We start from the raw sequence: 14,603 nt of genomic DNA, 5'->3' as shown, positions 1-14,603 counted from the left end.
CCGTGGCTTCAACTGCTGACTTCAAAAACGGGCTGGTGCTGGTGATCGACGGCCAGTTGTGGCAGATCACCGAGTTTCAGCACGTCAAGCCGGGCAAGGGTCCGGCCTTCGTGCGCACCAAGCTCAAGAACGTGGTGTCGGGCAAGGTCGTGGACAAGACCTACAACGCCGGCGTGAAGGTGGAGACCGCCACCGTGGACCGCCGCGACGCCACCTACCTGTACCGCGACGGCAACGACTTCGTCTTCATGGACAGCGAGGACTACGAGCAGCACCCGCTGCCCGAATCGCTGGTCGGCGATTCGGCGAACTACCTGCTGGAGAGCATGCTGGTGCAGATCGCCTTCCACAACGGGGTGCCGCTGTACCTGGAGCTGCCGGTCAGCGTCGAGCTGGAGGTCACCCACACCGAGCCCGGCCTGCAGGGCGATCGGTCCAGCGCGGGCACCAAGCCGGCCACCATGGAGACCGGCGCCCAGATCAACGTGCCGTTGTTCATCAACACCGGAGACAAGCTGAAGGTCGACACTCGCGACGGCAGCTACCTGGGACGGGTCAACTCCTGACCATGCCTGCTGGCAAGCCGGTTAAAGGCCGGCACCAGGCCCGTAAACGCGCCGTCGACGTGCTCTTTGAGGCCGAGGCCCGGGGACTGACCCCGGCCCAGGGCGCGGAGCTGCGAACGGCACTGGCGAGTGAGCAGCCCGATGTGTCGCCGCTGCCCCCGTACACCGTCACGGTGGCCCGCGGGGTGACCGAGCACGCCGCCCATATCGACGACCTGATCACCTCGCACCTGCAGGGCTGGAAGCTGGAGCGGCTGCCGGCCGTGGACCGGGCGATTCTGCGGGTGGCGATCTGGGAGTTGCTGCACGCCGACGACGTACCGGAGCCGGTCGCCGTGGACGAAGCCGTGAAACTGGCCAAGGAGCTGTCCACCGACGAGTCGCCCGGGTTCGTCAACGGCGTGCTCGGCCAGGTGATGCTGGTGACACCGCAGTTGCGGGCCGCCTCGCTGGCGGTGCGGGGGGCGACAGCGTCTCTCGACCCCGACGTCGACGCCGACGTCGACGCGGAGCCGGACCTCGACTCAGCGGACTGAACCCGCCCCGGGCCGCCGCAGCACGGGCACACTTGCCCTATGGGCGAGGGCTGGGACGCACCGAATCGGAGACTGCGGGTATCGGCGTTGGCGGCGGTGGCCAACCCGTCGTATTCGCGCCTCGATACCTGGAACCTGCTCGACGACGCCTGCCGGCAACTGGCCGAGGTCAACCGGGCCGGCCTGGACACCACCCACGAAGCCGCGCGGGTGAAACGCCTGCTCGACCGGCTCGGCGCCTACGAGCGGTACTGGCTGTTCCCCGGCGCGGCCAACCTGGCGGCCTTCCGCGGCTACCTGGAGTCGATGGCGACGGTGTCGCTGTCCGAGCGGGTGTCGCTGGTGGTGCGGTTGCTGTCGGACTACGGTGACCGGGCGGCGCTGTTCGATCTCGGCTTGCCGCTGTCTGATCAGGAACTGGTGGCCCAGGCTCGGCAACAGCAGTTCTATACCGTGCTGCTGGCCGACGACTCGCCGGCGGATGTGCCCGAGAGCCTGGTGGAAAGCCTGCGCCGGCTGCGCAGCCCCGATGACGACGTGCAGATCGAACTGCTGGTGGTGTCCAGCGTCGAGGACGCCGTCACCGCCGTCGCGCTCAACGGTGAGATTCAGGCCGCGATCGTGCGGCACGATCTGCCGCTGCGGTCACGCGACCGGGTGCCGCTGATGACCACCCTGTTGGGTGCCGACGACGACCCGACGAACGTCGGCAGCGGCCGCGACGCCATCGAATGCGGCGAGTGGATGCGTCTGCTGCGACCGCACATCGACCTCTACCTGCTCACCGACGAATCGATCGCCGCCGACACCGCAGACGAGCCGGACGTCTATGACCGAAGTTTCTATCGGCTCAACGACGTCACCGACCTGCACAGCACCGTACTGGCCGGTATCCGGAAGCGCTACGCCACACCGTTCTTCGATGCGCTGCGCGCCTACGCGGCCGAGCCGGTGGGGCAGTTTCACGCGCTTCCGGTGGCGCGCGGCGCCAGCATCTTCAACTCCCGTTCGCTGCAAGACATGGGAGAGTTCTACGGCCGCAACATCTTTATGGCCGAGACCTCGTCCACGTCCGGCGGCCTCGACTCGTTGCTCGACCCGCACGGCACCATCCGAGTGGCGATGAACAAGGCCGCCAAGACCTGGAACGCCGACCACACCTATTTCGTCACCAACGGCACCTCGACTGCCAACAAGATCGTCGTGCAGGCCCTGACCCGGCCCGGCGACATCGTGCTGATCGACCGGAACTGCCACAAGTCGCACCACTACGGGCTGGTGCTGGCCGGTGCCTACCCGCTCTACCTGGATGCCTACCCACTGGCGCCGTTCGCGATCTACGGGGCGGTGGCACTGCGCACCATCAAACGTGCCCTGCTCGACCTGGAGGCCGCCGGCCAGCTGCACCGGGTCCGGATGCTGTTGCTGACCAACTGCACATTCGACGGAGTCGTCTACAACCCCCGCCGGGTCATGGAGGAAATCCTGGCGATCAAGCCGGACATCTGCTTTTTGTGGGATGAGGCGTGGTACGCGTTTGCGACCGCGGTGCCGTGGGCCCGGCAGCGCACCGCGATGGTCGCCGCCGAAGGGCTGGAGGCCACGCTGGGCTCGGCCCACTATGCCCAGGAATACCAGGCGTGGCACGACAGCATGGAAGGCATCGATCGCGACCAGTGGAGCGAGCACCGCCTGCTGCCGCACCCGTCGGCGCGGGTGCGGGTGTATGCCACTCACTCGACCCACAAGTCGCTGTCGGCGCTGCGGCAGGCCTCGATGATCCACGTCCGGGATCAGGACTTCAACGCGCTGGCCCGGGAGTCGTTCGCCGAGGCGTTTCTGACCCACACCTCGACCTCGCCGAACCAGCAGCTGCTGGCCTCCCTGGACCTGGCCCGCCGGCAGGTGGACATCGAAGGCTTCGACATGGTCCGCCGGGTCTACGACATGGCCTTGGTGTTTCGCCACCGGGTCCGCAAGGACCGGCTGATCGGCAAGTGGTTCCACATCCTCGACGAGAGCGATCTGGTGCCCGACCGATTCCGGGAGTCGACGGTCAGCTCCTACCGGGAGGTACGTCAGGGCGCGCTGGAGGAGTGGAACGAGGCCTGGCGGTCCGACGAGTTCGTGCTCGACCCGACCCGGGTCACCCTGTATGTCGGCAAGACCGGGATGAGCGGCTACGACTTCCGCGAGAAGATCTTGATGCAGCGGTTCGGAATTCAGATCAACAAGACGTCGATCAACTCGGTGCTGTTGATATTCACCATCGGCGTCACCTGGTCCAGCGTGCACTACCTGCTCGACGCGCTGCGCCGGGTCGCCGGCGAACTGGACCGCGCCTGGAACGCGGCCAGCACCGACGACCGCGCGCTGCAGCGCCGCCGGGTCACCGAGATCACCGAGGACCTGCCGCCGCTGCCCGACTTCAGCGCGTTCGCGCCGGCGTTCCGTCCGGGCGGCACCAGCCCGATCGGCGACATGCGTGCGGCGTTCTACGGCGGTTACGAGGAGGCCGACCGCGAGCACGTGCTGCTGGGGGACGCCGGCCGCCGGGTCGCCGACGGTAAGACCCTGGTCTCGACCACCTTCGTCGTGCCATACCCGCCCGGCTTCCCGGTGCTGGTTCCCGGTCAGGTGATCTCCAAGGAGATCTTGTACTTCCTGGCCGAACTCGACGTGAAAGAGATCCACGGCTACAACCCCGAACTGGGGCTGGCCGTGTTCACTCCGGAGGCCCTGGCCCGTTATGCGCGGGCATCGGATGTGGGCGATTAGCCTCACCGCGATTGTTACCCGGGCCGTGGGCGCCGCGGCGGCGCAATGTGCCCGCACCGAGCGGTTTCCGCTGGCAGCCCGCAGCGCTTGGGTGGCGCAATGAGTTTCGCCCCCCGATCAGCGGAATTCCCAGGTCTGGGGTGGCCGAGGCGGCGGCCTTTAGCGTGTCTGCATGGCCGAAGCCCGCGTCGCATCGCAGCCGATTCGCCGCGCGGACCGGGCGCGGCAGGTCGCCGACGTGCTGCGCCATCAGATCCACGCCGGCGCCTACGACGAGGGATTGCCCGGCGAACCGGAACTGGCCACTGAGTTCGTCGTCTCCCGCAACATCGTTCGCGAGGCACTGGCCGCCCTGAAGGCCGAAGGGCTGATCCACCGCGGGCCGAGAACGGGCACCCATGTGGCGCAGCACAAATACGACCACGGACTGGACGCCCTGCGCGGCCTGCAGGAGACCTTCGATGCTCAAGAAGTGCGCAACGAAGTGCGGGTGGCGACGACGGTGGGCGCCCCGCCGTCGGTCGCCCGGCGGCTGGGACTCGGTGTCGGCGCCCAGGTGGTCTTCGTCGAACGGCTGCGCTACCTGGGTGATGTGCCGCTGAGCCTGGACCAGACCTATCTGGCGCCCGATATCGGTGCGGCCGTACTGGCCCATCCGCTGGAGTCCACCGACGTGTTTCCGTTGATCGAACAGATCAGCGGGCAACGCCTGGGCGACGCGACTTTGGCGCTGGAGGCGATTCCGGCCGACCCGCACACCGCGGCGATCCTGCAGCTTCCCGGCGGCGCGGCGCTGCTGATGCTGGAACGGCTCACCAGCCTGGAGGACGGCCGGCCCGTGGATCTCGAATACATCCGGATGCGCGGTGACCGCGTCACCATGCGCGGCACCCTGACAAGGAGCTATCCATGACACTGGTCAACGGCCGTGCCGACGTCCCCGTGACGATCGACGAATCACTGTGCATCTCCGGCTGCACGCTGTGCGTCGACATCTGTCCGCTGGATTCCCTGGCGATCAACCCGGACAACGGCAAGGCCTTCATGCACGTCGACGAGTGCTGGTACTGCGGACCGTGCGCCGCACGCTGTCCGACCGGTGCTGTCACCGTCAACATGCCCTATCTCATTCGCTGAATGCGTTGACCATCAAGGTTTTTCATGAAGAGATCCCTCGTCCTGCTGACCAGCGTCGTCCTCGCCGCGGCCGGATGCTCGCTGGACTCCACGACGGCGGGTGATTCCGTCGACGTGGTGGTGGGCTACCAGTCCAAGACCATCAACACCGCGACCGCCGGTACGCTGCTGCGCGCCCGCGGCTACCTGGAGCGTCGGCTCGCCGACATCACCGACCGGACCGGGACCCGGTACCGGGTCGATTGGCAGGACTACGACACCGGGGCGCCGATCACCGCGCAGATGCTCGCCGAGAAGATCGACATCGGCTCGATGGGTGACTACCCCATGCTGGTCAACGGCGTCCGGACCCGGGCCAACGAACAGGCCCGCACCGAGATCGTTTCGGTGACCGGTTACCACCCCGCCGGTGCGCTGAACATGGTGGTGGTGGCGCCCGACTCCGATGCGGCCACGCTGGCCGATCTGGCCGGCGTCAAGGTGTCCGCCAGCGTGGGTTCGGCCGGCCACGGCACCCTGCTGCGGGCCCTGGCGGGCACCGGAACGGGCGTCGAGGTGCTCAACCAGCAGCCGCAGGTCGGCGCCTCAGCGCTGGAATCCGGTCAGGTCCAAGGCCTGTCACAATTCGTGGCCTGGCCTGGACTGCTGGTGTACCAGGACCGGGCACGCCTGCTCTACGACGGCGCCGAACTCAACTACCCGACCCTGCACGGGGTGGTCGTGCGCCGCAGCTATACGCGGGCCCACCCGGAGGTGCTCGACGCGTTCCTGCAAGCCCAGTTGGACGCCACCGACTTCCTGAAACGCAAACCGTTGGAGGCGGCCCGGATCGTCGCCGAGGGCAGCGGGCTGCCGCAGGAGGTCGTCTACCTCTACAACGGGCCGGGCGGCACCTCGTTCGACGCCACTCTCAAACCGCAGCTGGTCGCTGCGCTGAAAAACGACGTGCCCTACCTCAAGTCCATCGGTGACTTCGCCGAACTGGCCGACTTCGACGTGGACGGGTTCGTCAATGACCAGCCGCTGCGGGAGGCGTTCGCCGCGCGAAAGCTGGACTACGACAAGGTGCTCGGCGCGATCGACAAACCCACGACGGTCGGCGGCGAGCTGTGGCTGGACGGATCCGAAACGACCGTGACCGTGCCGGACGCTGACACCCTGCTGGACGCCGTGCGGGCCGCGACCGCCCGCGGCGATCACCTTCGGGCGGCCTATGTCCACGACGCCGAACTGGGCACCCGCTGGTTCGCCGACAAATCCGCGTGGGTTCGCGACGGTGCGCACTACCTGCCCTTCGACACGACCGCGGGGGCGCAACGCTATGTCGCCGCGCATCCGGGCGGCATCGTGCTGGACTACCGGCAGGCCCTGGCGGGTGCGGCGTGACCGCGGTCCTGACCGGTGCCCCGGCCGCGACTGCTCCGGTCGACGCAGTGCCGCGCCGGGCACGGAAACCACGGTGGTCATGGTTGCTGCGGCTGGCGTCGGTGGCGGCAGCGCTCGGGCTGTGGCAGCTGCTGACCGTCGCCGATGCGCGGTGGTGGCTGCGGTTCGACACGCTGCCCACCGTCGATGAGGTCTTCACCACGCTGGTGCGCCGGCTGGCCACCGAGGCGTACTGGCTCGATCTGGCCCAGTCGCTGATCCGGATCCTCACCGGATTCGGCCTGGCGGCAACGGTGGGCGTCGCCACCGGCATCCTGCTGGGCAGATCGCGGGTGGCCGCAGATGTCGTTGGCCCGCTCACCGAACTGATCCGGCCCATCCCTGCCATTGCGCTGGTTCCGGTCGCGATCCTGCTGTTCCCGGCCAGTGAACAGGGCATCGTGTTCATCACGTTCCTGGCCGCCTTCTTCCCGATCTTGGTCAGCACCCGCCACGCGGTGCGTGCCCTGCCCACGCTGTGGGAGGACTCGGTCCGCACCCTGGGCGGCGGACGCTGGGATGTGTTGAGCCAGGTGGTGATTCCGGGCGTCGCGCCGGGCGTGTTCGGTGGGCTCTCGGTCGGCATGGGGGTGTCGTGGATCTGCGTGATCTCTGCGGAGATGATCTCCGGGCGCCTCGGAATCGGATATCGCACCTGGCAGGCCTACACCGTGCTGGCCTACCCGGACGTGTTCGTCGGCATCATCACCATCGGGGTGCTGGGGTTCGTCACCTCGGCGGTGGTGGAGACGGTCGGGCGCCGGCTGACCCGCTGGCTGCCGCGCAGCGAGGAGAACCGGCGATGACGGTTGGCATGAGCCTGACCCTGGACCGGGTCCGGCTGTCCTACACCGACTCTCCGGTGATCGACGAGCTCAGCCTGGCCGTGCGCCCCGGCGAGATCCTGGTGCTGACCGGTCCCTCCGGCTGCGGCAAGTCGACGGTGCTGCGCGCACTGGCCGGATTGCTGCTCCCCGAGCAGGGGCGGGTGCTGGCAGACGACGCCGCGGTGCGGACCACCTCGCGAGACCGTGGCGTGGTGTTCCAGGACAACGCGCTGCTGCCGTGGCGTTCGGTGCGCTCCAACATCGAGCTCGCGCTGCGGCTGCGCGGCGTGCCGCGCACCGGGCGACGGACCGAGGCCGACCGGTGGATCGCCGAGTTGGGGCTGACCGGCTTCGGCGACTACCTGCCGAAAAGCCTCTCCGGCGGGATGCGGCAACGGGTTCAGTTGGCGCGCGGCCTGGCCGGCGCACCCCGGGCGGTGATGATGGACGAACCCTTCGGGGCGCTGGACAGCGCCACCCGAGCTGCCATGCAGGCGCTGCTGATCGACACCTGGCGATCCCACCCGACCACGATCGTGTTCGTCACCCACGATGTCGACGAGGCACTGGCGCTCGGCGACCGGGTGGCGGTGCTGGGGCGCGCCGGACAGCCGTTGCGGGCGCTCATCGAGGTCCCCGAACCACGCAGCGGCCGAGCCGAACCCGGACTGCGTGCCGCCGTTCTCGCCGCATTGGAGCACTCATCATGACGCAGACGTCCTTGCAGATACCGGATGTCGCGACACCGCTGCGGCTGGACTGCGATGTGCTGGTGATCGGCGGGGGCACCGCCGGCACCATGGCCGCGCTCACCGCCGCCGAACACGGCGCGCAGGTGCTGCTCCTGGAGAAGGCTCACGTACGGCACTCCGGGGCGCTGGCGATGGGCATGGACGGCGTCAACAACGCGGTGATCCCCGGCAAGGCCGAACCCGAGGACTACGTCGCCGAGATCACCCGTGCCAACGACGGAATCGTCAACCAGCGCACCATTTATCAGACCGCCACCCGGGGCTTCGCCATGGTGCAGCGGCTGGAACGCTACGGGGTGAAGTTCGAAAAGGACGAGCACGGCGAGTACGCGGTGCGCCGCGTGCACCGCTCCGGGTCCTACGTGCTGCCGATGCCCGAGGGCAAGGACGTCAAGAAGGCGCTCTACCGGGTGCTGCGGCAACGCGCGATGCGCGAGAAGATCCGCATCGAAAACCGGCTGATGCCGGTGCGGGTGCTCACCCGGGACGGCCGGGCGGTGGGGGCCGCGGCATTGCACACCCGCACCGGCGAATTCGTGGCCGTCGGCGCCAAGGCGGTGATCCTGGCCACTGGGCCGTGCGGGCGACTCGGGCTGCCGGCGTCGGGGTACCTCTACGGCACGTATGAGAACCCGACCAATGCCGGCGACGGCTACTCGATGGCCTATCACGCCGGCGCCGAGCTGTCCGGCATCGAATGCTTCCAGGTCAACCCGCTGATCAAGGACTACAACGGCCCGGCCTGCGCCTACGTGGCCAATCCGTTCGGCGGCTATCAGGTGAACGCGCTGGGGGAGCGATTCGTCGACTCCGACTACTGGTCCGGGCAGATGATGGCCGAGGTCAAGTCCGAGGTCGACTCCGCGCGCGGGCCGATTTACCTCAAGGTGTCGCACCTGCCCGACGAGACGCTGTCGGCGCTGGAGAACATCCTGCACACCACCGAGCGGCCCACCCGCGGTACCTTCCACGCCAACCGTGGCCATGATTACCGCACCCACGACATCGAGATGCACATCTCCGAGATCGGTTTGTGCTCGGGGCATTCCGCATCGGGAGTGTGGGTAGACGAGCATGCCCGCACCACGGTGCGCGGGCTGTACGCGGCCGGAGATCTGGCCTGCGTGCCGCACAACTACATGATCGGGGCCTTCGTGTTCGGCGATCTGGCCGGTGCGCACGCGGCCTCCACGCTGGCCGAAATCACGGCACCGCAGGAGCTTCCGGCTGATCAGCTCGCCGAGGCACACGAGCTGATCTATCGCCCGCTGCGTCACCTCGACGGCCCACCGCAGCCGCAGGTGGAATACAAGCTGCGCCGGTTCGTCAACGACTATGTGGCGCCGCCCAAGACGGCTGCCAAGCTGTCGCTGGCAGTGCAGACCTTCGAGCGGATGCGCGGGGAGATCGCCGAGATGGGTGCGCGCAGTCCGCACGAGCTGATGCGCGCGGTCGAGGTGTCCTTCATCCGGGACTGCGCGGAGTTGGCGGCTCGGTCGTCGCTGACCCGCACCGAGTCACGCTGGGGCCTCTACCACGACCGCGCCGACCTGCCCGGCCGTGACGACGCGCAGTGGGGTTATCACCTCAACGTGCGCAAACGTGCCGACGGTGCAATGGAATTCCTCAAGCGGCCGGTCGCCCCCTACTTCGTGGCCGTCCCCGAACTGGACGGCCTGCCGCCGGCCGACCAGTCAGTGCATGCGGTGTCGCAGCCGCCGCTGCTGGGTGGCCAGGCCCCCGCGACCGCGGGGTCGCGGGTTGCGGCACCGGCCGCGGCGCACCCGCCGTCGCCCCGGATCGCGGCGGTCGTCGCGCTGGAGGAGCCGACATTGGCCGATCTGGCCGGTTTCCTCGCCGATCCCGATCCGGCGGTGCGGCGGACCGCGGTCGCCGCGTTGAGCGAGCACACTCCCGACGGCTACGCCGCTGCGCTGTTCGGCGCGCTCGCCGACGCTGACGCCGCGGTGCGCCGCACCGCCGCCGACGGGGTGCGTGAACTGGTCGAGGTGGTACCCGACCCGTCGGCGGCCGGTCCGCAGCTGAACTCGCCGGACCCGGTGGTGCGGGCCTGCGTGGTGTACCTGCTGTCCAGTCGGCGGGCCGGAGACCCGGCGGACTACCGGGCCGCACTGGCCGACCCCGACCACCGGGTGCGCATCGAGGCGGTGCGTGCGTTGGTCTCGGTCGACGATGCCGCGACGGTGGCGGTCGCCGCCGGCGACGGCAACCGCGAAGTGCGTGTCGCAGCGGCCAACGCGTGCGCGACGTTGCGCGCCGGGGCCGATACCGTGCGGGTCTTGATCGCCGACCCCGACCCGCTGGTGCGTGCGGCCGCGCTGGCCGCGCTCGGTGAGATCGGCTGCGGGCCGCAGGACCTGGCCGTCGTCACACCGGCGCTGCGCGAGTCGGCGTGGCAGGTGCGGGTCGGGGCGGCCCGCGCCCTGGCCGGCGCGCACGCCGAGGCGGCGGTGCCGCTGCTGACGGTGGCCCTGGAGGACCCGCATCTCGACGTGCGCAAAGCCGCGGTGCTGGGGTTGACCCGCTGGGCCGAATCCGACGTCGCTGCCCGCGATGCGCTGGGGATCGCGGTCAAGGACAACGACGCCGACGTGCGCGCCTACGCGCGGCGGGCCTTGCAGGAAGCGGCCGGGTCAGTACGCTGACTGGCCATGGCCACGTCCGACGCTGTTGGCGGGCCGGGTGGCAATCCCCGGCTGTCCGTGCAGGACTGGGTGCAGGCCGGCTTCCGGATTCTGGCCGAGGACGGGGTCAAGGCGCTGACCATCGACCGGCTCTGCAAGCGGCTCGGGGTCACCAAAGGCAGCTTCTACTGGCACTTCGCCGACATGAAGACCTACCGGCAAGTCCTGACCGACACTTGGGCGGCTGCGCGTGACTCCGACCGCGACGACTTCGATGCGCTGGCCGCGCTACCACCCCGGGAGCGGTTGTCCCGCATGATGACCTCGCTGGTCGGGCCCGCCCATTGGATGCTCGAACGGGCGATGCGGGAGTGGGCGCGCTCGGAGGACAACGTTGCCGCGGCGGTGCGCAGCTCGGATCTGCGGGTGCTCAAGGCGGTCCGGCAGGTCTTTCTCGACGACGGTTTCGACGAGGACGAGGCAGAAATGCGGGCCAACGCCACGTTCGCCACCGGGATCGGGATCCTGCACCTGTCCGGTTCGCGGCCGAGCCCGCGTGCGGTGGGCTGGCGGGAGCAGTTCCTGGACGTGATGCTTCGGCACTGACTTCCATACCAAAAGGTATGGTACGGTCCGGACATGACGACCGCTGCGGACTCGCGTGTGACGGAGGAATTCATCGCCGGCCTGGCCGAACGTGCCGCGGAAGCCGAAGAACTGCGCCGGCTTCCGGCCGACACCATCAGCGACTATCGCAAGTCCGGGCTGGCCGGCCTGCTGTTGCCCGCGCGCTACGGCGGCCAACAGGCCGACTTCCCGCAGATCTTCGACCCGGTTCGCCGGATGGCGCACGGCTGCGCATCGAGTGCCTGGACGCTGGCGTTCTACACGCTGCACAACTGGATGCTGGCGCTCTTCGGCGAGCAGGCCCAGGACGAGGTGTTCGCCGACGGGCCGGTGCTGTGCCCGGCGCCGCTGGCCCCCACCGGCCGCGGTGTGCCCGACGGCGACGGGATCCGGCTTTCCGGGCGGTGGTCCTGGGCCACCGGGGTGATGGATGCCGACTGGATCATGGTCGGAGCGATCTGCGGGCCCGACGACGCTCCCTACCCGGCGCTGGCTCTACTGCCGGCAAGCGACATCGTCGTCGAGGATGTCTGGCACACCGCCGGGATGCGGGCGACCGGATCCAACGACGTGGTGATCAGCGATGCCTGGGTGCCGCAGCACCGCCTGGTGACGGTGGTCGACATCTACTCGGGAACGGCACCGGGCGCCGCGCTGCACGACTCCTCGGCATATCGGTGGCCGATGGTTCCGGCGCTGGCGCTGGTCGCGGCGATGCCCGCCCTCGGCGCGGCCGAACGGGTGGCCGATCTGTTCGCGAAGCGCCTGGGCGAGCGGATGCTGGCGTATTCCGGTGCCGCGCAGAAGAATCAGCCTGCCGCGCAGATCCGGCTCGGTGATGCGCGGGTCAGGCTGCGTGCCCTGCACGGGTTGTTCGACAACACCGTCAGCGGGATCCAGGACGCGGTGGACGCACGTGAACGGATCAGCCGCTCCATGCGTGCCGACGCCCGGGCGGCGGCCGCTCACATCGTGCACGAATCCCGCGCCGTGATCGCCGATCTGCTCGAAGCCTCCGGCGCCAGCGTGCACTTCCTGACCAACCCGATGCAGCGCGCCAAGCGTGACGTCGACATCATCTGCGGGCATGTCGTTTACGACTACGACACCGCACGCGAACTGTCCGGCGCACTGGAAGTCGGCGTCAAGATCTCGCCGATCTCGATGATCTAATGGCCGCCATGAAAACCCTGTGGGTCCAGGCGAGCCCGAAGGGAGAACATTCGCTGTCGTCGGCGCTGGCCGAGGCGTTCCTGCAGGCCGCGCCCGTGGCCGCGGTCGGCGACGTCGAACGGTTCTCGGTGTGGACCGATGAGATGGTGATCTTCGGGCGGGATGCCGCCTTCGCCAAGTTCGCGCCGCTCTACGGCGAACGCCGGACACCGGAGCAGAAGCAGATCTGGTCGAAAGTGCTGGCCGAGATTGAGCGGGTGCGCTCATTCGACCGGCTGGTGGTGTCGTCGCCGATGTGGAATTGGCATGTGCCGCATGCGTTGAAGGCCTGGATCGACGTCATCGTGCAACCGATGGCCAGCTTCACGGTCAACGAACGCGGGGAACACGTGGGCACGTTGGGCGACGGCAAACCGGTGCAGCTCATCTTGACCCGCTCCAGCGCCTACGACGGCACCCGTCACGACCTGCAGGACTTCCAGCGGCCCTACCTGGAGTACGTATTCACCATGTTGGGCTACACGGTGCAGACCCTGGTGTTCGAGCCGACCACGCGGTGGACCCCCGAGGAGCGCGAACAGATGCGCGAGGCCGCTCTCGAGAAGGCACGCCTGGCCGGGAAGAGCCTCGCGGGGGAGAGCCGCTAGCGCAGAAACGTGCCGAGTGTGCGGTTTGGTCGGCGAAATCGCGTTCTGGCCTACCAAACCGCACACTCGATGCACGCCTGAGGCTCAACGGGTTTGCCGTCGGCCCAGACTCACAAGCCCAGGGCCGCGTAGGTCCGGCGGACGAACTTCGGCTGCGCGACCCGCAGTTTGGCGATCGAGGTATTGCCGGCAACCGCGACGGCCATGTCGGTGGACAGCGTCGGGGAGTTCTGCACCAGATAGATCAGGATCAGGTCTGCGGCCGGATCGGCCTGCCACCACGTCCCGTAGGCTCCCGGCCAGCCGAACGCGCCCGCACCGCCCGGCCCGAACAGCGGCTGGGACTTCGCCGGGTCCGTCACCACCGACAGGTTGAGCCCGAACCCGCGTCCCATCCAGAACGGGGCTCCCAGGAACGGGTGCCGCTTCTGGTCGTCGGTGAGCTGATCGGTGCGCATTGCTCGGGCCGACTCGGCGGAGAGCACCCGGGTGCCGTCGAACATGCCGTCGGCCAGCAACATCCGGGCGAACGCCAGGTAGTCGTCGGCGGTGGACATCAGGCCGCCCCCGGCGTTGGGAAACGCGGGCATCGCGATCGGCACGGGCCCCATCGCATCGTCGCGCAGGGTGTCTCCGTCGACGCGATACATGGTGGCGCTGCGCCCGCGTGCCTGCGGAGTGACACAGAATCCGGTGTCGGTCATCCCCAGCGGGCCCAGGATCCGCTCCTCGAGCACCTGCGGCAGCGGTTTGCCCTCGATCCGCGAGAGCAGCACGCCCAGCACGTCGGTGCCGTGGCCGTAGGTGACTCGCTCACCGGGCTGGTCCACCAGGGGAAGCGCCGCCAGCGCCGTCAGCCAGGCCTCGGGGCCGCGTCCGAAGGGCAGCCGCTGGTACTCCCGCGCGATCGGACCGGGCACGGAAAAGCCGTAGCCGATGCCGCAGCGGTGCGTCATCAGATCGTCGACCGTGAGCGCCCGCCGCGCCGCGGTGGTGGCCTCCAGTGATCCGGCTGGGTCGAGGAGCACCCGCGGTGCGGCGAACTCCGGCAGCCAGTGCGCGACCGGGTCGGTGAGCCGCAGCCGGCCTTGGTCGACCAGGGTCATCGCAGCGGCGATGGTGACCGGCTTGGTCATGGAGGCGATCCGGAACACCGTGTCGCGGGTCATCGGCAGGCCGGCGCCGACATCGCGATGGCCGATCTCGTTGACCTGCAGCACCGTGCCGCGCTGCCAGACAAGCGTCACCACACCGGCGAGCAGGCCGGTATCGCAGGCTTCGCGCAGCGGCGCCTGGTTGGGGTCGAGGTTCACCCGCTTAGGCTAACGGCGGGCCTCATGTGCCGAGAGTGCGTGTCTGGGGTCGACACGCCGCGGTCGACCGCGATTCTGCGCACACTCGCGCCGGACCAGCGGCTGGCGGATGCTAGGCTACGCGGCAGTTCGACATCCTTTAACGATCCGTCCTGCGAGGCGGAGAAGGAGGTCCTG

Annotated in this window: 13 protein-coding genes; 12 read left to right on the top strand and 1 reads right to left on the bottom strand. The window is 68.8% G+C overall.

Features of this window, described 5'->3' with window-relative positions; translation table 11 throughout:
* Positions 1–2 precede the first annotated feature (2 nt).
* The 12 genes from efp (at position 3) to ABW16_RS05230 (ending at position 13,113) form a co-directional block, all read left to right on the top strand.
* On the top strand, positions 3–566 hold the full coding sequence (gene efp / locus ABW16_RS05285) for an elongation factor P (RefSeq protein WP_024442176.1): 564 nt from the start codon (positions 3–5) through the stop codon (positions 564–566).
* A 2-nt stretch (positions 567–568) separates the two neighbouring features.
* Positions 569–1,102: a transcription antitermination factor NusB gene (gene nusB, locus ABW16_RS05280; RefSeq protein ID WP_047318059.1), complete on the top strand. Its 534-nt coding sequence runs from the start codon at positions 569–571 to the stop codon at positions 1,100–1,102.
* Positions 1,103–1,141: 39 nt separating this feature from the next.
* On the top strand, positions 1,142–3,880 hold the full coding sequence (locus tag ABW16_RS05275) for an aminotransferase class I/II-fold pyridoxal phosphate-dependent enzyme (protein ID WP_047318058.1): 2,739 nt from the start codon (positions 1,142–1,144) through the stop codon (positions 3,878–3,880).
* Positions 3,881–4,052: 172 nt separating this feature from the next.
* Positions 4,053–4,793 carry a GntR family transcriptional regulator gene (locus tag ABW16_RS05270; protein ID WP_047318057.1) on the top strand — a complete coding sequence of 247 codons (741 nt, stop codon included), beginning with the start codon at positions 4,053–4,055 and terminating at the stop codon, positions 4,791–4,793.
* Positions 4,790–5,017 carry a 4Fe-4S dicluster domain-containing protein gene (locus ABW16_RS05265; protein ID WP_047318056.1) on the top strand — a complete coding sequence of 76 codons (228 nt, stop codon included), beginning with the start codon at positions 4,790–4,792 and terminating at the stop codon, positions 5,015–5,017. Before ABW16_RS05270 ends, ABW16_RS05265 begins: the two co-directional genes overlap by 4 nt.
* Before the next feature lie 24 nt (positions 5,018–5,041).
* Entirely contained in the window at positions 5,042–6,403 is a 1,362-nt protein-coding gene (locus ABW16_RS05260) for an ABC transporter substrate-binding protein (protein ID WP_047318055.1), read from the top strand.
* On the top strand, positions 6,400–7,248 hold the full coding sequence (locus tag ABW16_RS05255; RefSeq protein WP_047318054.1) for an ABC transporter permease: 849 nt from the start codon (positions 6,400–6,402) through the stop codon (positions 7,246–7,248). The genes ABW16_RS05260 and ABW16_RS05255 overlap by 4 nt, the downstream gene beginning before the upstream one ends.
* Entirely contained in the window at positions 7,245–7,979 is a 735-nt protein-coding gene (locus ABW16_RS05250; protein ID WP_047318053.1) for an ABC transporter ATP-binding protein, read from the top strand. Before ABW16_RS05255 ends, ABW16_RS05250 begins: the two co-directional genes overlap by 4 nt.
* The gene (locus tag ABW16_RS05245; protein ID WP_047318052.1) at positions 7,976–10,687 is read left to right on the top strand and encodes a fumarate reductase/succinate dehydrogenase flavoprotein subunit; all 2,712 of its coding nucleotides are present in this window, start codon (positions 7,976–7,978) and stop codon (positions 10,685–10,687) included. Before ABW16_RS05250 ends, ABW16_RS05245 begins: the two co-directional genes overlap by 4 nt.
* Positions 10,688–10,693: 6 nt before the next feature.
* A complete protein-coding gene (locus ABW16_RS05240) occupies positions 10,694–11,272 on the top strand; it encodes a TetR/AcrR family transcriptional regulator (RefSeq protein WP_047318051.1) in 579 nt (192 codons plus the stop codon).
* 33 nt (positions 11,273–11,305) lie between these two features.
* On the top strand, positions 11,306–12,466 hold the full coding sequence (locus ABW16_RS05235) for an acyl-CoA dehydrogenase family protein (protein WP_047318050.1): 1,161 nt from the start codon (positions 11,306–11,308) through the stop codon (positions 12,464–12,466).
* Positions 12,467–12,474: 8 nt separating this feature from the next.
* Positions 12,475–13,113 carry an FMN-dependent NADH-azoreductase gene (locus ABW16_RS05230; protein WP_047318147.1) on the top strand — a complete coding sequence of 213 codons (639 nt, stop codon included), beginning with the start codon at positions 12,475–12,477 and terminating at the stop codon, positions 13,111–13,113.
* Positions 13,114–13,223: 110 nt separating this feature from the next.
* Here ABW16_RS05230 and ABW16_RS05225 read toward each other — a convergent pair whose 3' ends face one another.
* Entirely contained in the window at positions 13,224–14,426 is a 1,203-nt protein-coding gene (locus ABW16_RS05225; RefSeq protein ID WP_047318049.1) for a serine hydrolase domain-containing protein, read from the bottom strand.
* Positions 14,427–14,603: the final 177 nt, after the last annotated feature.

Source organism: Mycolicibacter heraklionensis (assembly GCF_001021505.1).
GTDB classification, from domain to species: domain Bacteria; phylum Actinomycetota; class Actinomycetes; order Mycobacteriales; family Mycobacteriaceae; genus Mycobacterium; species Mycobacterium heraklionense.
The sequence above is the reverse complement of the archived record's forward strand: the minus strand, read 5'-3'. Positions and strand labels throughout refer to the sequence as shown.